General features: G+C 46.0%; 18 protein-coding genes. 11 read left to right on the plus strand and 7 right to left on the minus strand.

Annotated features, from left to right (window positions below; all coding sequences use genetic code 11):
• Nucleotides 1-53: 53 nt before the first annotated feature.
• Nucleotides 54-626 carry a TetR/AcrR family transcriptional regulator gene (locus BMZ72_RS29530; protein WP_089813939.1) on the minus strand — a complete coding sequence of 191 codons (573 nt, stop codon included), beginning with the start codon at nucleotides 624-626 and terminating at the stop codon, nucleotides 54-56.
• 310 nt (nucleotides 627-936) lie between these two features.
• Between BMZ72_RS29530 and BMZ72_RS29535 the strand changes: the two genes are divergently transcribed.
• From BMZ72_RS29535 to BMZ72_RS29560, 6 genes are all read left to right on the plus strand, one after another.
• Nucleotides 937-1512: a DUF4142 domain-containing protein gene (locus BMZ72_RS29535; RefSeq protein ID WP_089813941.1), complete on the plus strand. Its 576-nt coding sequence runs from the start codon at nucleotides 937-939 to the stop codon at nucleotides 1510-1512.
• 168 nt (nucleotides 1513-1680) lie between these two features.
• A complete protein-coding gene (locus BMZ72_RS29540) occupies nucleotides 1681-3051 on the plus strand; it encodes an exonuclease domain-containing protein (RefSeq protein WP_089813943.1) in 1371 nt (456 codons plus the stop codon).
• Between the two features lie 135 nt (nucleotides 3052-3186).
• A complete protein-coding gene (locus BMZ72_RS29545; RefSeq protein WP_089813944.1) occupies nucleotides 3187-4116 on the plus strand; it encodes a phosphoribosylaminoimidazolesuccinocarboxamide synthase in 930 nt (309 codons plus the stop codon).
• 79 nt (nucleotides 4117-4195) lie between these two features.
• Entirely contained in the window at nucleotides 4196-5992 is a 1797-nt protein-coding gene (locus BMZ72_RS29550; protein WP_089813946.1) for an ABC transporter ATP-binding protein, read from the plus strand.
• A gap of 159 nt (nucleotides 5993-6151) precedes the next feature.
• Nucleotides 6152-6577, plus strand: coding sequence for a DUF3276 family protein (locus BMZ72_RS29555; protein ID WP_089813948.1), 426 nt, complete (start codon nucleotides 6152-6154; stop codon nucleotides 6575-6577).
• A gap of 371 nt (nucleotides 6578-6948) precedes the next feature.
• The gene (locus tag BMZ72_RS29560) at nucleotides 6949-7161 is read left to right on the plus strand and encodes a hypothetical protein (protein WP_089813950.1); all 213 of its coding nucleotides are present in this window, start codon (nucleotides 6949-6951) and stop codon (nucleotides 7159-7161) included.
• 75 nt (nucleotides 7162-7236) lie between these two features.
• On the opposite strand, the gene pgi is transcribed toward BMZ72_RS29560, so the two are convergent.
• On the minus strand, nucleotides 7237-8889 hold the full coding sequence (pgi, locus tag BMZ72_RS29565; RefSeq protein WP_089813952.1) for a glucose-6-phosphate isomerase: 1653 nt from the start codon (nucleotides 8887-8889) through the stop codon (nucleotides 7237-7239).
• A gap of 157 nt (nucleotides 8890-9046) precedes the next feature.
• Nucleotides 9047-9850, minus strand: a complete 804-nt coding sequence (locus BMZ72_RS29570) for a hypothetical protein (RefSeq protein ID WP_089813954.1) — start codon at nucleotides 9848-9850, stop codon at nucleotides 9047-9049.
• Between the two features lie 89 nt (nucleotides 9851-9939).
• Here BMZ72_RS29570 and prfB point away from each other — a divergent pair.
• Together prfB and pruA are read left to right on the plus strand one after the other, a co-directional pair.
• A protein-coding gene (gene prfB, locus BMZ72_RS29575) for a peptide chain release factor 2 (RefSeq protein ID WP_177222974.1) occupies nucleotides 9940-11029 on the plus strand; the annotation gives its coding sequence in 2 pieces (ribosomal slippage) (nucleotides 9940-9999 and nucleotides 10001-11029; 1089 coding nt in all).
• A gap of 304 nt (nucleotides 11030-11333) precedes the next feature.
• Nucleotides 11334-12968: an L-glutamate gamma-semialdehyde dehydrogenase gene (gene pruA, locus BMZ72_RS29580; protein WP_089813957.1), complete on the plus strand. Its 1635-nt coding sequence runs from the start codon at nucleotides 11334-11336 to the stop codon at nucleotides 12966-12968.
• Between the two features lie 323 nt (nucleotides 12969-13291).
• Here pruA and BMZ72_RS29585 read toward each other — a convergent pair whose 3' ends face one another.
• The gene (locus tag BMZ72_RS29585; protein WP_089813959.1) at nucleotides 13292-13771 is read right to left on the minus strand and encodes a peroxiredoxin; all 480 of its coding nucleotides are present in this window, start codon (nucleotides 13769-13771) and stop codon (nucleotides 13292-13294) included.
• A 131-nt stretch (nucleotides 13772-13902) separates the two neighbouring features.
• On the opposite strand from BMZ72_RS29585, the gene pyrR reads away from it, so the two are divergent.
• Both pyrR and BMZ72_RS29595 read left to right on the plus strand, forming a co-directional pair.
• Complete coding sequence (pyrR, locus tag BMZ72_RS29590; RefSeq protein ID WP_089813961.1) at nucleotides 13903-14424, plus strand: bifunctional pyr operon transcriptional regulator/uracil phosphoribosyltransferase PyrR; 522 nt, start codon at nucleotides 13903-13905, stop codon at nucleotides 14422-14424.
• 85 nt (nucleotides 14425-14509) lie between these two features.
• On the plus strand, nucleotides 14510-15451 hold the full coding sequence (locus tag BMZ72_RS29595) for an aspartate carbamoyltransferase catalytic subunit (RefSeq protein WP_089813963.1): 942 nt from the start codon (nucleotides 14510-14512) through the stop codon (nucleotides 15449-15451).
• A 78-nt stretch (nucleotides 15452-15529) separates the two neighbouring features.
• Here BMZ72_RS29595 and BMZ72_RS29600 read toward each other — a convergent pair whose 3' ends face one another.
• From BMZ72_RS29600 to BMZ72_RS29610, 3 genes are all read right to left on the minus strand, one after another.
• The gene (locus BMZ72_RS29600; RefSeq protein WP_089813964.1) at nucleotides 15530-18973 is read right to left on the minus strand and encodes a SusC/RagA family TonB-linked outer membrane protein; all 3444 of its coding nucleotides are present in this window, start codon (nucleotides 18971-18973) and stop codon (nucleotides 15530-15532) included.
• A gap of 14 nt (nucleotides 18974-18987) precedes the next feature.
• Nucleotides 18988-20007 carry a FecR family protein gene (locus tag BMZ72_RS29605; RefSeq protein WP_089813966.1) on the minus strand — a complete coding sequence of 340 codons (1020 nt, stop codon included), beginning with the start codon at nucleotides 20005-20007 and terminating at the stop codon, nucleotides 18988-18990.
• Between the two features lie 146 nt (nucleotides 20008-20153).
• Nucleotides 20154-20696 carry an RNA polymerase sigma-70 factor gene (locus BMZ72_RS29610; RefSeq protein WP_012793081.1) on the minus strand — a complete coding sequence of 181 codons (543 nt, stop codon included), beginning with the start codon at nucleotides 20694-20696 and terminating at the stop codon, nucleotides 20154-20156.
• A gap of 383 nt (nucleotides 20697-21079) precedes the next feature.
• Here BMZ72_RS29610 and BMZ72_RS29615 point away from each other — a divergent pair, with 383 nt between their 5' ends.
• Nucleotides 21080-21394: a carboxypeptidase-like regulatory domain-containing protein gene (locus BMZ72_RS29615; RefSeq protein WP_089813968.1), complete on the plus strand. Its 315-nt coding sequence runs from the start codon at nucleotides 21080-21082 to the stop codon at nucleotides 21392-21394.
• Nucleotides 21395-21563 lie beyond the last annotated feature (169 nt).

The following is a 21563-nucleotide window of genomic DNA, read 5'->3' on the forward strand; positions in this document are numbered from 1 at the left end:
TTCTTCAGTTAATTAATTCCAGAATGATTGTTCCAAAAAAATGCAAAAAAATATCAATGCCTGATGCTATACAATATATGGTCTGCCATGCTGTCCAACATTGCTTTATCACCGAATAATACGTCCATCAACCAGATCGAACTGAAGCTTGCGTATAGGAACTGTGCTAATGTAGCCGGATCCTTTTCTGCTGGTATTTCGTTCATCTTTTGTGCTTTCTCCAAAAGTTCCTGTAATACGCTGATGCTTTGCTTTGCCTGTTCCTGTACAATGTGTCTTATACCCTCATCCATTGAAGCCAGTTCAAAGGATGTCTTTACCATGAGGCAGGATTTCCCTTCTTTCCTGTTGTGGACCGCTCTTCGTATGATACTGTCTATCGCTGAAAGGGGTGATACCTTCTCACAGCATTGTTTGTAATCAAATAGTTTCTCCTTCGCGTAGTTCTGCAGACACTGTTGAAAGAGGGCGTATTTGTCACCGTAAGTATCATATATACTGGCCCGGTTCAGTTTCATCTCTTCACAAAGGTCCTGCATGGACGTCGCGTTGTATCCCTTCTCCCAGAAGAGATCCCTTGCTTTTTCCAGCTTTTCCTCAGGATCAAATGCTTTATTCCGTGCCATGATGCAAATGTAGAATAATAGAATGAATGTTCCAAAATATTTTTAGAATGAGCGTTCCGGAATGATTTATTTACCCGGAAACGGGGAAAGCGGTCTACAGAATATCCTTCCGCGTCAGCGGTAGGGGCTGATAATCATTATAGTACAGTTCGTATTGCTGAAACGTAATACAGCGCTGGACTTTAAGGATATTTCTTTCAGGAGGAAAAAACCGGTCGGGCTGGCATGGTACCTTTTTTGCCTCATGTATGACATCACTAGATGACACGTTAAACTGTTACATCTATTTGTTAAACCAAAAAAGGAAGACATGAAAAAGCTCACTTTTATTGCCGCGACTATGCTGGCTGCCTGGATGTTTCAGGCTTGTAACGGAGGAAACACAGCAGCCAAACACGAAGATGCTGTAGATAGTGCGCAGGCAGTAAATAAAGAAACCGCTCCTGTAGACAAAGAATCATCTGACTTCGCGGTAAAAGCCGCTGACGGTGGCATGCTGGAAGTACAGGCTGGTAAACTGGCACAGGAGAAAGGTACAACACAGCGTATAAAAGACTTCGGCGCATTGCTGGTGGCTGACCACTCAAAAGCAGGCGATGAATTGAAAAGTCTGGCGACGACTAAGAATATTACCCTTCCGGATAGCGTAGGCTCCGATTATTCAGAACACCTGAGAGATATGAGTAAACTCTCCGGTAAAGAGTTTGACAAACACTTCATTGATATGATGGTAAATGACCATGATAAAGATGTAGATATGTTTGATAAAGCTTCCCAGAACCTGACAGATCCGGATCTGAAAACATGGGCAGGTAACACACTGCCTACCCTGAAGGCACACCAGGATACTGCCAAGGCGATCCAGGCTGCCATGAAGAAGAAATAGAACAACGGATAGCGTTGATTGTTAAAATAAGTAGTTGTTAGTTTTCGGATGATTTGTTGTGATTGTTGAGTTCGGGAATGTCGATCCGGAAGCTAACAACTCTTCTTTATATAAATAATTCTCCAGATTGGAACTTGTGGTTATATTTGTCCGGACGAGTGGAGAGTTATGTACGCAATAGTTGATATAGAAACTACAGGTGGCCATGCCAGTGCAAACGGCATCACGGAAATAGCCATTTATATTTATGACGGCCGGAACATTGTACAGCAATACGAAACGCTGATCAATCCGGGTGTGCCCATCCCCCGATATATTCAATCCCTTACCGGTATTACGGACGAAATGGTAGCAACTGCGCCGGCCTTCGATGAAGTCGCAGGAGATATATTTGCCCTTTTACATGATAAGATCTTCGTAGCACACAACGTTAATTTCGATTATTCCTTTATTCAATATCATCTTGCCCAGGCAGGTTATCAGTTGCGCAGCAAAAAACTGTGTACGGTAAGGCTTGGCCGTAAGATCATTCCAGGACTGCCTTCTTACAGTCTGGGTAACCTCTGCAGGTCACTGGAGATCTCCGTTACACAGCGTCACCGCGCTGCGGGAGATGCGGCTGCTACAGTAAAGCTGTTTGGCCTCTTATTGCAACAGGATACAGGCAAGGCCATTGCACATGCATTGTCCGCTCATTCCAAAGAGCAGTTCCTGCCACCGCATCTGCCTCCTGAACAGGTAACCGCGTTACCAGGTACGCCGGGTGTCTACTATTTCCATGACCAGAAAGGGAAAGTGGTATATGTCGGCAAAGCCAAAAATATCCGGAAGCGTGTCAATAGTCACTTTACGGGTAACAGTGCCGGCAGGAAAAGACAGGAATTCCTTCGTAATATTTACAGTATTTCCCACGAAGTGACAGGCACAGAGCTGATGGCGCATATCCTGGAAAGTGTGGAGATCAAACGACTGTGGCCGGTTTATAACTATTCGCAGAAATATATAGAATTCAAATACGGCTTTTATTGTTTTGAAGACCAGGAAGGCTATCTGCGCCTGGCGATCGAGAAACGCCGTAAATACTCAGCACCGCTGCATTCCTTTCCTTTACTGGTGCAGGGGCATCAGATGCTACGGGGCCTGATCAGAGAATTTGATCTTTGTCCGCGGTTGTGCTTTTTACAAAAAGGCCACGGGGCCTGTTCACCGATCCCTGATCATACCTGCCGGGGCGCCTGTGAGAAAAAAGAAACACCCGAAACATACAATCTCCGGGTAAAAGCGGCCATTATCCATATGCAGCAACAGCAACCGACGTTCGCCATTATTGGTATGGGACGCGATGCACAGGAGCAAAGCTGTATCCTGATGGAGAAGGGGCGTTTCTACGGAATGGGGTATATCCCACGGGACACCGCAATTACAGAAGGGCCACAGTGCAAGGAATGGCTGACACAGTATCCTGAAAATGAATATATTCTGAATCTCATTCACCAGCATGCCGGCGCGCATGATCAGGAGCTGCTGAAGTTTTCTTAGAGATAAACTGTGGTAATTCCCTCAAGCTAAAGTATTTTTGCGGACCTGAATGCAAAACCGGTTATTGATATCCTTGTCAATGACCTGTAAATGAAGGCTTTCATTTAATCATTTTTAATAGGTAAGTTTTTATTCATGTTAGAGTCAAATTTTCAGCTTCCCGGTCAGACGGCTTTTTATAAGGGAAAGGTAAGGGACGTATACACTATTGGTGATAAACTGATGGTGATGGCAGCGAGCGATCGTATCTCTGCTTTTGATGTCGTATTACCCCGCCCGATTCCTTACAAAGGACAGGTATTGAACCAGGTAGCTGCCATCATGCTGGAGGCAACAAAGGACATCGTTCCAAACTGGGTGAAAAATGTTCCCCTGCCCAACGTAACAATTGGCTTGAAATGTGAAACTTTCCCTGTGGAAATGGTGGTACGCGGTAACCTCACAGGTCATGCCTGGAGAACTTACAAAAGCGGCAAACGTGAACTGTGTGGCGTAATCATGCCGGAAGGTCTGAAAGAGAATGATTTCTTCCCTTCTCCGATCATCACACCGACTACGAAAGCACACGAAGGACACGACGAAGATATCTCCCGTGAAGATATCATTGCAAAGGGGCTTGTTACCAAAGAGGATTATGAACAGCTGGAAAAGTATACACTGGCCCTGTTTGCCCGTGGTAAGGAACTGGCGGCTGCACGTGGTCTGATCCTGGTAGATACCAAATACGAATTTGGTAAGATCGGCGATACCATTTATGTGATCGACGAGATCCATACACCGGATTCTTCCCGTTACTTCTATGCAGAAGGTTATGAGGAAAAACAAAAAAACGGTGAACCGCAGAAACAGCTGAGTAAAGAATTCGTACGTGAATGGCTGATGGCAAATGGCTTCCAGGGTAAAGACGGACAGCAGGTGCCTGAAATGACCGACGAATTCGTTAAAACCGTAAGTGAACGTTATATCGAGCTGTTCGAGAATATCACCGGTCAGCAATTTGTAAAGGAAGATGTTTCCAAGGCAGATGCTGAACAGAAGATCATCGACACACTGAAGACATTATAAATAAACTGACAGAGCAGAGGGCATATTACAGATATGCCCTCGCTGCTTTTCAGAGAAGGATATCTGACTATAGACCAACATGAAACACCTGGCCACGCTAAACAAGTATTTTGTAAAGTACAAATGGAGATTCCTCACCGGATTGATCTGTACTGCTGTATCCATTGTATTCAGCGTGTTCCAGCCTATCATGGTGCGCCAGATCTTTGATCTGCTGGCGCAAAACCTCGATAACTATAACCTGCTTAGTGACACCGGACTGAAAGCGGCTTTCCGCGGACAATTTACCAGTGTACTGGCTTTCTATGGCGTCAGCATCCTGCTGTTTGCCCTTCTCTCCGGATTCTTCCTCTATCTGCAACGGCAATCGCTCATCGTGATGAGCCGTCATATAGAATACGACCTCAAGAACGAAATTTATCAGCACTACCAGCTGCTGGACCTCAACTTTTTTAAAATGCACCGTACCGGCGATCTGATGAGCCGTATTACGGAAGACGTTTCCAGGGTACGTATGTACGTCGGACCGGCTATTATGTATGCTACCCGCACCCTCTTTATGATCGTGATCGTGGTGTACCTGATGATAGACGTTAACCCCCTGCTCACATTATATACTTTATCGCCACTGCCTGTACTGGCGCTGATCATCTATTACGTGAACCATATCATTCACCGTAAAAGTGAGCGTATACAGTCGCAGTTATCCAATATTACTTCCATTGCGCAGGAATCTTACTCTGGTATCAGGGTGATCAAGTCCTATGTACAGGAAGAAGACAGCATTAAACACTTCGAACAGGCCAGTGAGGCTTATAAGATCAGTTCTGTGAGTCTGGCCAAGACCGATGCGCTGTTCCAGCCAAGTATGGCGCTGATGATCGGTCTGAGTGTGGTGATCACGATCTTTATCGGTGGTATCCAGGTGATCCATGGAAATATTACCGTAGGTAACCTGGCGGAATTTGTGATCTATGTAAATATGCTGATGTTCCCGTTCTTTTCTATTGGAATGGTAGCGTCTATGATCCAACGTGCGGCTGCCAGCCAGCAACGTCTCAACGAATTCCTTGATATCAAACCAGCTATCACGGACAATCCGGGGGCTGTGAATATGGATATCAGGGGCGAAGTGGTCTTTAAGAATGTATCTTTTACGTATCCGCATACAGGTATTCAGGCGATCAAAAACTTCAATCTCACGGTAAAGGCTGGTGAGAAAGTGGCAGTGATTGGCCGTACCGGGTCCGGTAAATCTACCCTGGCACAGTTACTCATACGTATGTATGACCCGCAGGAGGGAGAGGTGCTGCTGGATCAGCAGAACATCCGGCAGGTTAAACTGGAAAGTCTGCGTAGTCAGATCAGTTATGTACCACAGGACGTCTTCCTTTTCTCTGATACTATCCAGAATAACATCCGTTTTGGTACGCCGGAGGCGAATCCGGAAACCGTGAAAAAGGCTGCCCGTCAGGCTTCTGTCGAAAAAGACATCCTGAATTTTACGGAAGGGTTTGATACGGTGGTAGGGGAGAGAGGGGTTACCCTGAGCGGCGGACAAAAACAACGTATCTCCATAGCACGTGGTCTGATCAAGGATCCGAACCTCCTGGTATTTGATGACTGTCTGTCTGCCGTAGATGCCCGTACGGAGAAAGAGATCATCGGTAACCTGTACGCTTATCTGAAAGATAAAACCGCCATCATCATTACCCATCGCATTTTTGCGTTATTTGAGTTTGATAAGATCATTGTCCTTGATGAAGGCAAAATAGTTGAAACAGGTACACATAACGAATTATTGGCATTAAATGGTTACTACGCTGAGTTATACGCACGCCAGCAGTCTGGCGAAGAGGAAACTGTAATAGAATAGTAATCATATTCTTATATATACCTGTGAATCAGTAGGTAAAGCTATATTCTATCATTTTTCAAAATCATTTAAAATTATTTTGATATTTGTAAACTAATAGTATATTTGTTTCTTATTGGAAAAAGGATTTGATTCGTTAACAACTTAAATCTATCAACTGTGGCGTACGAAAATACCAATCAGCAGGAAAGAAATAATGACAGTATCTTTTCTAAACGATTGAAAGCGGGCAAAAGGAGAACTTACTTCTTTGATGTAAAGACCACTCGTGGAAATGATTATTTTCTGACCATTACTGAAAGCAAAAAACGCTTTAACGACAATGGTTATGACAGGCACAAAGTGTTCCTGTACAAGGAAGACTTCAACAAGTTCCTGAATGCATTGACAGAGACCATCAACTATGTAAAGACTGAGTTGATGCCCGACTTCGATTTTGATGCCTACAACCATGACTACGTACGTGATGATGAAGATAGCGAAGGTGCAGAAGCTGCTGTTGAGTCAGTAGTTGAAGCTGCTGTTGTTGCAGCGCCTGTTGCCGCATCTGCTTCTTCTCATACTGAGGACGTAGACAAATGGTAATATTACTTTAGATCATTTTTATTTGATGATATATAAAACCTCCGGTTTCTCCGGAGGTTTTTTTATGCCCCTGTATCAATAGGATTATCCTTTATCAGTTATTCCGTGGTAATGAGATATTATTGCACTTTTATCGCTCCTAAGGAATTGATTATTAATTTTTTATAAGGTTTCTTCGCTTGAATTGTACTTAAGTGGCTGATTGTTAATCTGATATGTCTTTAGTCTTCGCTATACAGCGTAACTATACCGTTATTATGCCGCTATCTCTACGCTTATGAGCGAAGGGGTAGCGGCATAATAACGGTGTAATGGCGGTATAACTGAAGGATAAATCACGTAGCCGTATTGTTTTCAGTGGGGTACGTCTGTTGAAGGCTACACTTAATTTCGGGATCATTGCGCATGAGACCATAGACACTGCTTATCTGGCGCCGGATGACGAAGCGCTTACCGCGTTTTATAAGGGCTGGAAAGGATTGTTTGATGATGTAAAGCTCCACTGTTATGTGATCGAAACATTGTCGACCGGCGGTAATATGAAGATACCGGCAGAGAACGTGGCGCTGTATCCAGTTGATTAATAAAATGATAGGTCTTTAAACAACAAAGGACCCCTTACGAAGTCCTCTGTCATTATTCAATTATACAATCAATGCTTATTTTTTCATCTGCTTCCAGGCATTGATCAGGCCATTCGTAGAGGCGTCATGGCTGGTAACAGCATCCGCGCTTTCCAGTTCAGGCAGGATCTTGTTAGCCAGTTGCTTACCCAGTTCAACACCCCACTGATCAAAGCTGTAGATATTCCAGATAACACCCTGTACAAAGATCTTATGTTCGTACAGCGCTACCAGTGAACCAAGGGTCCTTGGTGTGATCTCTTTTACGAGGAAAGAGTTGGTTGGTCTGTTACCGGTGAATACTTTATAAGGCAGTAATTTCTGAATTTCTTCTTCTTTCAGACCGGATTTAACCAGTTCTGCGCGTACTTCTTCTTCTGTCTTACCGTTCATCAGCGCTTCCGTCTGTGCGAAGAAGTTAGATAACAGCTTCACATGATGGTCGCCGATAGGGTTGTGACTGATAGCAGGTGCGATAAAGTCAGCCGGAATGATACGGGTACCCTGGTGGATCAGCTGATAAAATGCGTGCTGTCCGTTAGTACCTGGTTCGCCCCATACAACAGGACCTGTTTCATAAGAAACAGGCTGACCATTACGGTCTACATATTTACCGTTACTTTCCATGTTACCCTGCTGGAAGTAAGCGGCAAAGCGGTGCATATACTGGTCGTATGCCAGGATAGCCTCAGTGGCAGTATCGAAGAAGTTACCGTACCACAGACCGATCAGGGCCATGATAGCAGGGATATTCTTCTCCAGCGGCGTTGTGCGGAAGTGGGTATCTACCGCGTGTGCACCTTCCAGTAATGCTTTGAAATGATCGAAACCAACGGTGAGGGAAATGCTCAGACCGATTGCGGACCATAATGAATAACGGCCGCCAACCCAATCCCAGAATTCGAACATGTTAGCCGGATCTATACCGAATGCCTTTACAGCTTTTTCGTTGGTAGACAGTGCCGCAAAGTGTTTTGCTACGAATGCTTCATCTTTCGCCGTATCGAGGAACCACTGACGTGCAGTTAATGCATTGGTCATTGTTTCCTGTGTGGTGAAAGTTTTGGAAGCGATCAGGAAGAGGGTTTCTTCCGGCGTTACTTTTTTCAGTGTTTCAGCGATGTGGGTACCGTCTACATTGGATACGAAGTAAGGCTGAATACCTTCTTTCCAGTAAGGTTTCAGAGCTTCTGTTACCATTACCGGACCCAGATCGGAGCCACCGATACCGATATTTACGATATAACGTATAGGCTTACCGGTATAACCTTTCCACTCGCCGCTATGGATACGCTTTGTGAAGCTCTCCATTTTATTCAGTACGGCCTGTACTTCAGGCATCACGTCTTTTCCGTCCAGTACCACCGGATTACCGGAGAAGTTACGGAGTGCGGTATGCAGTACGGCCCTGTTTTCTGTCGCATTGATCTTTTCTGCACTGAACATGGCTTTGATACCTTCTTCAACACCGGTTTCTTTGGCCAGTTGCAGTAAATATTGAAGCGTTTCTTCTGTGATGATGTTCTTTGAGTAGTCGAACAATATGTCTTCAAAAGAAAGAGTAAACTTATTGAATCTGTCCGCATCCTTCGCAAACAATGTGCGGAGGTGCGTTTCCTTCATCTTGGAAGCATGCTGCTCCAGCTGTTGCCAGGCTTTTGTAGCAGTAGGATTAGTCGTTGGGAACATAAAAACGCATTTTATGGTATCAAAAGTAATAAAATAGTTAGATAGTCACAGGACCAAAAGGCCGGAAAGGAGGACCAATATTAAAGATAACCTGTTCAGGCAGTGTGAGCTATATCTCCGGTAAAATATACAAGGGAAACACGGATAACGACATCGGTCATGACAATCTGCGGTTGGTGATCAGCCGCCATGCGCTGCTGATGGTGATAACGAGCATGGCGCCGATGCATGCACAGATAATCGGCATCTCGGCTGCGCCACCTGCGGTCTGTCGTTTTACAATGATACCATAAAGGGCCCAGAGGGCCACCAGGCCTGCGATAATGTTATGTCTGCGTATAATCAGCAACGTTGAGCCGATGGTACATAACAGAATGAGAAAAATAGTCCCCGGCACACTCATGCCGTTCCAGCCGAGATAAACCATAAAGGCAGCAATATTCGCGATCGTTGCCACGCAGATCCAGCCAAGATAAAGGCTGAAGGGCAGGTGTACGAACAGCTTTTCGACCTTGCTGGCAGAGCGGGGGAGAGAGATGCTGAAATTAAGGTGAATGGCCAGCAGGCATACCAGCAGTGCTAACATAAGTAGTACGGACAGGGGAAGCAGTTCATAATGCCAGGCAAAAAGCCAGCAGGAATTAGCCATACAGCTGATCAGCCACCAGCCGCGCAGACGTTCCATAAAGCGCCCCAGTTCTTCCGTATGACCATTGGAAAATGTCAGCCATAACTGATAGAAGATAAAACCCAGTAAAGTGAGGTAAATCAGCCCCCAGATGGCGAAAGTAAGACCAGCAGGTACAAAGAGGTTATCGTATTTGTCTGAGACGTCGCCGGTGCTCCTGTTGTTAATGACATTGAGGTTGGCCAGCAGATTAACAACGATCACCATGATGTACCCTATTGTATTAAATATCGCACTGTTCTTATAATGAAGGGTCTTATGGGAGGTTGTCATAGATAGAAAAAGTTTTTAATTGACTGGGAATTAATATGCTAAAAGTCCCGCAAATATTGTTCCCCTTTTTCCTTACATTTGCGCCCATTATGACAGCAGAACAACTCAAAGCTATGAGGGACCGTCTCCATGTCCTGGGAGGTTTTCTTTGACGTCCAGGACCGCATAGCTAAAATCGAAAACGACAAACAATTAACGTTAGCCCCCGGGTTCTGGGACGACAACGCCAGGGCTACGTCAATTCTTAAAGAGATCAAAGTGAATAAGTTCTGGGTTGACCTTTATGAGAACGTGCAAACGTCTATAGAGGACAGCGCAGTCCTGCTCGAATTCCAGAAAGAAGGCGAAGCCTCTGAAGAGGAAGTAACGCAGGCCTACCATTCTGCCACTGAAGCTCTCGATGAACTAGAGTTCAAATCAACACTGAACGAACCGGAAGATGAAATGCCGGCAGTGCTCACCATCAACTCCGGCGCCGGTGGTACCGAGAGCCAGGATTGGGCAGAGATGCTGTTGCGTATGTATCGTATGTACGGGGAAAAGCAGGGTTGGAAAGTATCCGAAATTGATGTGCAATACGGGGATGGCGCTGGTATTAAATCGGCTTCCCTGGAAATGGATGGCAGTTTCGCCTATGGATTGCTGAAAGCAGAAAGTGGAGTACACCGTCTGGTACGTATCTCTCCGTTTGATGCCAATGCCCGCAGGCACACTTCCTTCGCTTCCATATTTGTATATCCGCTGGTGGACGATACCATTGAAATCGCTGTCAATCCTGCTGACCTGGTATGGGAATTCTACCGTTCAGGTGGTAAAGGTGGACAGAACGTAAACAAGGTAGAAACCGCAGTGCGTTTGAAGCACGTTCCTTCAGGCATCATCATTGAATGTCAGCAGGCACGTACGCAGGGTGAGAACCGTGAAAAGGCGCTCACAATGCTGAAATCCCGCTTGTATGAAGAGGAACTGCGCAAACGTGAGGAACTTAAAAACGCCGCCAACGCTAACAAGCGTAAGATCGAATGGGGCTCACAGATCCGTTCCTATGTATTCCATCCTTACAAAATGATCAAAGATCACCGTACGGATTATGAAGTAGGAAACGTACAGCCTGTTATGGACGGCGAACTGGAGGGTTTCATCAAGGCTTACCTGATGATGTCCAAAGGAGAAGAATAACGTAACTTTGCCCATATGCCATGTGCTGATAAGTTGAATAAGCTCAACTTATCAGCACTTTTGCATATTATACAACATGCACCGGTTGATGCATGAGGGATATTTATTGCGGATAACACAGCCGTGCGGATGCAGTAGGGTACCCGTCAGCAGACTTTCCGCTGACACACAGTGAAGTGCCGGCACAGCCAATTGCCAGAGAAAAGACATAGCACTGCTGCCGCGTTATGACGTTACAACATTAGCAACTATACTTACGGAGTGTAGTGGAAACAACAAGATCGAAAACTAAAACATTCTGAGAATGCATAATGCTTATTTTCAATTTGCTGCACCTGCCAACGAGCCAGTGTACAGCTATGCACCAGGTTCCCCCGAAAGGGAAGCGCTGAAAAAACAACTGGCCGCTTTCAAAGCACAGGAGTTTGATATTCCGATGTATATCGGAGATAAAGAGGTGCGTACAGGTAAGACAATCGACATCCGTCCTCCTCATGAAATAAAGCATAAACTGGGTCATTTCCACGAAGGAGATGCCAGCCATGTAAAAGATGCTATCGCTGCTGCTCTGGCTGCCCGTACACAATGGGCTGACACGCCATGGGAACAGCGCGCCGGCGTATTTATGAAAGCCGCAGAACTGATCGCTACCAGGTATCGTTATCACCTGAATGCAGCAACCATGCTGGGTCAGAGTAAGAACGCATACCAGGCTGAAATCGACAGCGCCTGCGAATTCATCGACTTCCTCCGCTTCAACGTTCACTATCTCACCGATATATACAAACAACAGCCTTACAGTCCGCAGGGAATCCACAACCGTCTGGAATACCGTCCGCTGGAAGGTTTCGTAGTAGCCATCACTCCGTTCAACTTTACCGCTATTGCCGGTAACCTGCCTACTTCCGCCGCTATGTGCGGTAACGTCGTAGTATGGAAACCTGCCTATACACAGGTACTGGCTGCACATGTGATCATGCAGATCCTGAAAGAAGCTGGTCTGCCTGATGGCGTGATCAACCTGGTATATACAGACGGTCCGGTACTGGGTGATATCTGCTTCAGTCATCCTGACTTTGCCGGTATCCACTTCACCGGTTCTACCGGCGTATTCCAGCACATGTGGAAGACAATCGGTACTAACATCCACAAATACAAAACATATCCGCGTATCGTAGGCGAGACCGGTGGTAAAGACTTCATACTGGCGCATAAATCAGCGGATGTCGATATCACTGCTATTGCAATGGCACGTGGTGCTTTTGAATACCAGGGACAGAAATGTTCTGCTGCTTCCCGCGCTTACCTGCCATCCAACATTGCAGAAGCCGTAAAAGCAAAACTGGTTGCTGAACTGAAAACCATGAAAATGGGGACTACAGAAGACTTCAGCAACTTTATCAATGCCGTGATCGATGAGCGCTCTTTCGATAAGATCGCTAACTACATCGAGAATGCAAAGAAAGACCCTAAGGCAAAGATCATTGCCGGTGGTAACTACAATAAATCTGAAGGTTATTTCATCGAACCAACGGTGATAGAAGTAACTGATCCGCGTTATGTAACCATGTGCGAAGAGATCTTCGGACCAGTGCTGACTATCTACGTATACGAAGCAGATAAATTCGAAGAGATCATGGAGATCGTTGATACGACTTCTCCATATGCGCTGACAGGTTCCATCATTGCACAGGACCGTTACGCTGTCGATCTGGCTACCAAAAAGCTGGTGAATGCAGCAGGTAACTTCTACATCAACGATAAGCCAACCGGAGCAGTTGTTGGTCAGCAGCCATTTGGCGGCGCACGTGCTTCCGGTACCAATGATAAAGCTGGTTCTGCATTGAACCTGTACCGTTGGTTAAGTGCAAGAACGGTGAAAGAAACGCTGGTTCCGCCAACGGATTACCGTTATCCTTTCCTGAAGGAAGACAAGTAGAAATTACGAATTAGGAATTGAATGCAGTGGAGATTTGTGCGGATGTATTATTGAGCAATTGATTTTTTATTCCTGAATAAAAGGAAGGGCGCTTCAGTATTGAAGCGCCCTTCCTTTTATTATTATTGAATAAGAATTACCTTTTCTTTTCCCATTGCCGGAACCCTGCCTGATGATAATGGAGACTTACTAAATTATCAAATACATAAAACTTTACAGTCCTCCATAGATTCGATGCGAAAATTCCGTATCAATTCGTAATTTTTCCGCCTCATCCACCAAACAGATAATTCCAATACAAACACGCATTTACGTCTTAATTCCTAATTCCTAATTTCCTTCAACGCCGTCAATGCTTCAGTCACATGTTTCGGCCCGTCTGTCAGGTTATTGAACACATATGTGATCACACCCTGCTGATCTACCACATACGTCACCCTGCCGGGAATAAACATCGTTTTCGGCACACCAAACAGCTTCCTTACTTTATTGCCTTTGTCAGCCAGTAATGTGAAGGGGAGTCTGTGATGCTCTGCAAAGCTTTTATGAGAAGCCACGTCGTCTCCGCTGATGCCGATCACTTTGGCGCCAAGACTGGTAAAATCTTCATAAGCATCCCTGAATGAGCAGGCTTCTTTGGTACAGCCGCTGGTCTCGTCTTTGGGATAGAAGTAAATGATCAGTGGCTGTTTGCCAAGTACGGTGTTAATATCAAAGGTTTGACCATTCTGGTCCTGCAACTGGAAAGCCGGTATCTTATCACCGACTTTCAGCTGGCCCTGGGCTTTGCCGAAAAGAATCATAAATAGGATTATAAGTATGGATCTGATGTTCATTTTAATACGTTAGGGTAAATGTACGAAACAGAAAATACGCATGAAACTTTTGTTACCCGCTATTAATCATTATTTTTGGCCCTTTAAATCCGCAAACTTTGAAGACCATATTGAATGGTACGCAAGTGGCCATAACCGTAGACAGACTTTGTCACCAGTTGATTGAAAATCACCTGGATTTTTCCCAGAGTGTGCTGATAGGCTTGCAGCCGAGAGGGATCTATCTGTCAGATCGGATCTATCACACCCTGAAAAAATTATTACCCGGAGTACATATCAATTACGGGAAACTGGACATCACCTTTTACAGGGATGATTTCAATACCGCTTTGCATGTACCCAATGAGACAACGATCGATTTCTCCCTGGAAAATAAAAAAGTGATCCTGGTGGACGACGTATTATATACCGGTCGCACTACCCGTTCCGCACTGGACGCCATGCTTGATTTTGGACGTCCTTCCGTAGTGGAACTGCTGGTACTGATCGATCGTCGTTTTACCCGTCAGTTGCCTATTCAGGCTGACTATACAGGCCGTACAGTAGACGCTATCATCTCTGAAAAGGTGAAAGTACGCTGGTCTGAACGCGATGGTAAAGACGAGGTCATCCTCGAATAACTGATATAGATGGATGCGTCAGATTGTCCGCATCCTGATTTTGATTTTGGGATTTGTAATCAGGTCATTTATATTTGCATCTTAAATGTCATTATCAGTAAATCATCTTCTCGGAATTCGCGGTCTGCAGCGCCAGGATATTGAACTTATTTTCCAAACAGCTGATCAGTTCAAAGAGGTTTTACAAAGACCGATCAAGAAAGTTCCTTCGCTCAGGGATACCACCATCGTTAATTTATTCTTCGAAAATTCAACCCGTACACGTATTTCATTTGAGCTCGCTGAAAAGAGGCTGGGCGCTGATGTGGTGAACTTCTCCGCATCCGGCTCTTCGGTTTCGAAAGGCGAAACGCTCATTGATACGGTGAACAATATCCTGTCCATGAAAGTGGATATGGTTGTAATGAGACACTCCGCCAGCGGAGCGCCTCACTTCCTTTCCAGGCATATTGATGTACCTATCGTGAACGCGGGAGATGGTATCAACGAGCATCCCACGCAGGCTTTGCTCGATGCTTTCTCTATCAGGGAGCGCCTGGGTAGTGTGGCTGGAAAGAAGATCGCTATCTGCGGCGACATCATGCACTCCAGGGTAGCGCTTTCCAATATTTACTGCCTCAAGCAGTTAGGGGCAGAAGTAACAGTGGTTGGTCCGCCAACCCTGATCCCAAAACACATGGAAGCCGCGCTCGGTGTAAATGTCAGCTACGATATCCGCGAAACACTGCAATGGTGTGATGTGGCGAACGTGCTGCGTATACAGCTGGAAAGACAGAACACACCACTGTTCTCCTCCCTCCGGGAATATTCCCTGGCTTACGGGGTGAACAGAAAGCTGCTGGATAGTCTGCAGAAGGAAATCATCGTAATGCACCCAGGCCCGATCAATCGTGGTGTGGAGCTTGACTCAGATGTGGCTGACTCCGGTCATTCCATCATCCTGAATCAGGTAGAGAATGGGGTAGCGGTACGTATGGCGGTACTGTATCTGCTGTCAGGCAAAAAGCCGGGAAAAGTAGTAGAATAATTACACAACTAAAAAATAAGCAGGGTGAAGGGCTTCGGGCTTTTCACCCTTTTTTATGCGCTGGAAACGGGGTGTAACTTAGAAGTTTGCATTCAGCCCCAGTGTAAAGGAGCGGAAGAAAGGATACTGATAGCCTATATTGGTCGCCTGCTCCGGATCGAAATACCGGATCCGCATCCTGTTTACTTCCCATAGATCCTGTCCGGAGAAATACAGCCGCAGACTATTGATCAGCGGATGGCTTCTGTTGAAATGGAAAGTATAGCCCACCTGCAGGTTTTTCAGGCGGATATAAGCCGCATTCATTACCCAGAAGGAACTTGGGGTCAGATTCTGGTTATCGCCTGCATACAGCCTTGGAAAGTCAGCATTTTGATTGGTCGGCGTCCAGTGATCAGCATGGATCAGCCAGGGCTGCTGCCAGCCATCCACAAAAGGCATGGCATATTTACCGGGTACCAGCATTTTTCTGGCGCCGATACCCTGGAAGAAGATAGAGAAATCAAATCCCTTGGAAGAGAAGCCGGCATCAAAGCCAAAGGAGTAACGCGGCTGGGAACTGCCCAGGTATACCAGGTCGCCATGGTCATCCTTTGTATGACTTCCACCGTCAATATTCCCGTCTTTATTCATATCTACATACCTGATATCGCCGGGAGCGGTACTATTCCCCTGGTAGGCGTGACCGGTTACATCCAGGTTATTCTGGAAATATCCTGCTGCCTGGTAACCAATAATGGCGTTGTAAGGTAGTCCGGTCAGTCCGCGGTTATTGCCACTCAGCCATGCGGTAGGACCATTGGCGCGTAAGATCTTATTCTGGTCGTCAAAGACATTGGCATTGACCCAGTAACTGAACGGTCCGCGGTTATCTCTCCAGCCAAGGTTCAGTTCCCATCCCCATGAACGTAATACTGCATTAAAGAAACGCGGCGCCAGCCAGTTCACTTCCGGGAAGGTCTGTTCCGCGATCTGCATACGTCCGTTGTGTTTCACAAAGTAGTCTGCATTGATATTCAGTCTGCCTTTGAAAAGCGTCAGGTCCAATCCGGCGTTGGTGGTGGAAACCGTCTCCCAGTTATTATTACCGGGTATATAGCGGTCATTGGGTTCAAAAGACATCAGCGGATACGCTGCGGGACGTAATAGCTGGTCGCGGTAGTTGAAGTCATTCAGTCCGCTGCGCCAGTTAAAGTTCCCCAGCATCCCCCAGGAGGCGCGCAGTTTGAATTCATCAAAGAAGGGAAAGGCTGCGGCAAACCATTTTTCATTGTTCAGTCGCCAACCAGCAGAGAAGGAAGGAAACAGGTGTTCCCGCTGCATTTCTTTCTGCTGTGTACTATTATAGCTGAGCTGTGAAGCAACAAGATTTGCTTCCAGTAAATAGCGGTCTTTGAAATTATAATTGATACGTGTAAACACAGAAGCCAGCGAACCAGCACCTTTGAAATGGAGCTGTGTTGTCTGCTCCGGATCGTTGAAGGAGAGCTGCGAAATTTCGTTTTCACTTAAATGTTCGGCTGTTCTTACACGTTGGTGCTGATAGTGACTTTCATAGGCATATCCGCCGAGAATGTGTACAGTATTGGATTTGCCGGCAGAGAGGTCATAGTCTGCTAGTAATTGCAGACTGTGCTGCACTTCCATCAGATAACCTCTCTTCAATGTATTCGGATCGTTGACGCTGTTCACGTATCCGTCTCCGTTATAGAAGTCGACCGTACGTTTTCCGAGTCCGTCATGTGTGGTGGTCAGCTGCGGACTATACACTGCTTTCAGCGTAAGTCCTTTATATAAATTCTCTGCTTTCAGGGTGAAAACCGCATCTGCATAGGTGCTTTGTTCATCCCGTTTACCAGCGTCCTTTAACAGGGCATACCCATTGAAACCAGTGGTATAATGCCGGGTACCAGGTACGTATACCGGTACGTTGGCAGGCGACTGGTACAGGTAATTCAGCAGACCGTAATTACCATCTACACGCCAGCCGGGAGAGAGGGTATTGCTTTGTGCATACTGGAGACTTGTTTCCAGACTCAGTACGTCACTGAAACGGTTGTTGAGATTCGCCTGTATGTTTGTACGGGAGGTTTTATCAGAACCGGTATTGAAGAGGCCCTGACGGGAGAATTGTCCGAAGGAGAGCAGATACTGGTGATCAGCATTCCCCCCTCTGGCACTGATATTATAGGTAGCGGTGGTACTGTTATTACGGGTGACGCTGTTCAGCGGATTGAAGTCGTCAAAGTAATTGAAATTCTGTGTACCATCGAATTTTGGCAGGAAGTTGACATTGGGATTTTTCAGCAGACTGATATCTTCATTCGTCCATACGGGCGGGAGACCGGCATTGGCGGCTGCTTCGTTTGCAAGGGGAGCTGCCTGCCAGGAGTGCATCCGTTTAGGGAGGGAGATCGGCCTTTCGAAGCCAAACAGGCTGCTGTATTCAACCGCAATTTTACCAGGTTTACCTCTTTTGGTGGTGACGAGTACGACGCCACCGGCTGCCAGCGGACCATAAATAGAAGCTGCTGCCGCGTCTTTGAGTACGGAGATCGATTCAATATCGTTGGGATTGAGCAGGGTAATGGATCCGGGCGCACCGTCTATCAGTACGAGCGGTTCGCTATAGTTGCCGGAGGAAAGACCGCGGATCTGCAGGTTGAAACCTTCTTTACCCGGCTGACCGTTATTACGCGTTACCAGCAGACCGGGAGCAGTCCCCTGTAAGGCAGCCATGACGTTGGTGACGGGACGGCTTTTCAGGCGGCGACCTTCTACTTTGGTGATGGCGCCGGTGATATTGGCTTTTGTATGCAGACCATAACCGATAATGACGAGGTCATTGAGGGTTTTGGTATCGCTTTGCAGAATGATCTCCAATGTTTTGCGATCCCGAAGGGTGATTTCCCTGGTTTCATAACCGATAAGAGAGAACTGGAGGACAGCCTGTCCGTTCGCTACGGGCATGCGGAAGCGCCCATTTTCGTTGGTACTGGCGCCGTTATGTGTATCTCTTTCACGGATAGAAACACCCGCTAATGGACGTTCGCCATCGGTGATGAGGCCTGTGATGACATATTTCTCCGGTTCGGGACTGGTAGGGCGGTGTGTGATACCGGTAGCCACGGGTACCTCGGTGTCCGGATAGACGATGATCTGTTTATTACGGATTTCAAAAACGTAATTGGTGCCGGCAAATATGCGACGCAATACGCTTGTCAGCGGCTGTTGCTGTACCTGTAAGGATACGGAGCGGGCGTTATCGAGAACGGTGGAAGAGACTGCGAATGTGAGTCCGGTTTGTTTTTCTATGAGGCGGATGACCTGGCGCAGACTACCCCTGGATACTTTGAGTGTGACCTTTATGGAATCACCATCCTGGAAGTCGCTTAACTGAAGAGTAGGAGGGTTGGCATGGGATAAATAGGATAATGAGACCCCCGCGCATACTAAAAAAAGTAGTATACACCAGCGTCTATAGTAAGTCGCCTTACGGAATGCCTGTATCTTAAACTGCATTTTCCTCCGGACGACTAATAAATTTCTACAAGGCTATCTTTTTGTACGGCCTTTACCTGTAATGTTTTGGATAGAATGTCCAGAACCTCTGACAGAGATTCTTTATGGAAAGTAGCCAGCAGTTTTTTGTCTGCCAGACCTTCAGCAACTGTAATCTTTACTTTATAGTAATCTTCCAGTACATCAGCTACTTCGGAAAGCGGAGCGTCCACGAAAGTAAGCTGGCCCGTTTTCCAGGCGATTGGATTATTGTTCCGGTGATGACGGGTACTGATAGTCGTGCCAGCAAGCAGCATTTCTGCTTCTTCGCCGGGCGTGAGGACTACAGACTTCTTACCATTTTTATAGACGGCTTTCACTTTTCCGCTCTGTACGAAGACTTTGACGCCCTGTTTGGTCTCTTTTACATCAAAAGAGGTACCCAGTACTTCAATGTCAACGTTTTTCAGGTGGACGGAGAAGGGCTTTTCCGGCATATGTTTTACATCTACGAAGACTTCACCCTGTTGTACAAATACATCCCTGCTGTTTTTCTCGAAATTGCGGGGGTATTTTACGCTGGTGTGGGCATTCAGATATAAACGGGTGCCGTCCGGCAGTAAAAGACTGTCTGTATTCTGAGCGGTTTGCTGCGCTATATATATTGGTTGGCGGTAGATGATAACTGCAGCTGCTATCACGATAGCTGCTGCTGCGGCTGCCCACCAGGTACGGGTTGACAGGGCTCTGACCTTTCCTTTGGCAGGAGCCTGTACGGTTTGCACCGGTTGTACGGGAGGCAGGGTAGCGGTTACGGCAGGTATGCCTGTAGCGCTAGCTGTCAGCTGTGCGTCCAGTAACTGCCATTGATGAGCGACATCGTAGGAAGCAGCAGTGGGCAATACTTCTCCCTGCCATAAAGCTTTCGTTTCCAGGAAGATATCCAGATTGGCAGCATCCAGCTGCAACCATTCATCCAGTGAACGTTTGTGCTCCTCATTCCCTGGTTCCTCCAGGTAGCGGATAACGACATCGATATCAGGTTGCTGTTTCATCTCTTAACATTAATACAATCAAAAATACCCTTACCATTAGTCTTTTTTAAAAAAACCTTTTGAGGGCGGTAATCTGTTCCTGTTGCCTTTACTATATAACTATATATATAGATAGTAAACAGATAATATAAAGGTAATGTTCCCGCTTACTGTTGGTTTAACAAACCGAGTCTGATCTTTTTCAGTGCGGTGGTCAGGTGTGTATAGACCGTGTTGATGGAAATATTCAGTTGCTGGGAAATTTCGGTAGGAGATAATCCCTTGAACCGGCTCATTTCAAATACCCGGCGGCATTGATCTGGCAATTTCTCAAGGATAGATAAATACTGGGCTTCCAATTCCTTATGTTCCAGCAGCAAATGTTCGACTGTAGATTCCGTGGAAGTGAATTGCTGTTCTTTCGCATATTGTTGCTGTCTTTGCGCCTTTTTGATCCGGTTAAGACAAGTATTGACAGTTGCTCTGGCCAGATAATGTTGTACAGGGGCACGTTCATCCAGGTTGTCAGCTGTGCGCCATAGATTCAGGAACACATCCTGCACAACATCCTGTGCTTCGTCCTGGTCACGCAGGTATCGCAGGGCGATACTATACATGGAGGGTGAAAACTGATTGAATATGACTTCAAAAACCTGTTTATCCCTGTTCCGGACCCCATTAACTATATCTGTATTGTTGAGCGGCAGCATCCTGTAACTTATCTTTTCTAATCTTTTTTGTATTTGCTATTTGCAACGGACTAAAGTCGGCTATCAAAAACAGAACAAGGCAAAATTAGTTTATTATATCAATTAATTAGCTAATTGACGGACCAACGGCGTTCAGAACCAGAGATTTCAGAAAGTTTAAAAATCAAATCCGCTACTGTAGCTGCTTTCCGCCGAATTTCCCTAAATGCTAAAAAAAAGACAACTTTTTTTTCTAAATGACTAATGGTAAGGTTCAAACTGGTTGTATTGTATATGTAGACAGTGAACAAAAGCGGCACTTTGCAGGCGCCTGCTCAACAAGTGCGGTTTAAAGAGTTTTTTATAACCATTTCGATATTGTAAAAAACCTAAAACCAATTTGTATGAAAACGACAAAGTTTAGCCTATCGGCACTTGTCGCCATGGTAATTGGAGCATTGGCCTTCAATTCCTTTGACGGGGGAACCATCAGTGGCAAAGTGACGCCGGTAGACGGGGCAACGGAAGTCTGGGCTATCTCAGGCATGGATACGCTGAAAGCCCCCGTAACCGACGGCGCTTTTTCAGTACAGTCTGCTAAGGCAGGCTCCTATACCGTGATCATCGACGCTAAAGATCCTTATAAAGACGCCACCCTGAAAGACGTGAAAGTCGAAGACGGCAAAGTAACAGACCTGGGTGAAATAAAGCTGGATTAAAACCGCTTTAGCGTTTAAACTTACAACTCCTAAGCATGATAGGAAAGTTGAGACCTGTAACAACCGGCCGGCTCTTCTGGGCCGGTTTATTTTTTTTCTAAAAGTCTCGATAAGGAGTTGGATCAGCAAATCATCATAAATTCAGTCAACCCCGGGATCGGTTGTATCT

Source organism: Chitinophaga sp. YR627, from assembly GCF_900114995.1.
Classification (GTDB): Bacteria; Bacteroidota; Bacteroidia; order Chitinophagales; family Chitinophagaceae; genus Chitinophaga.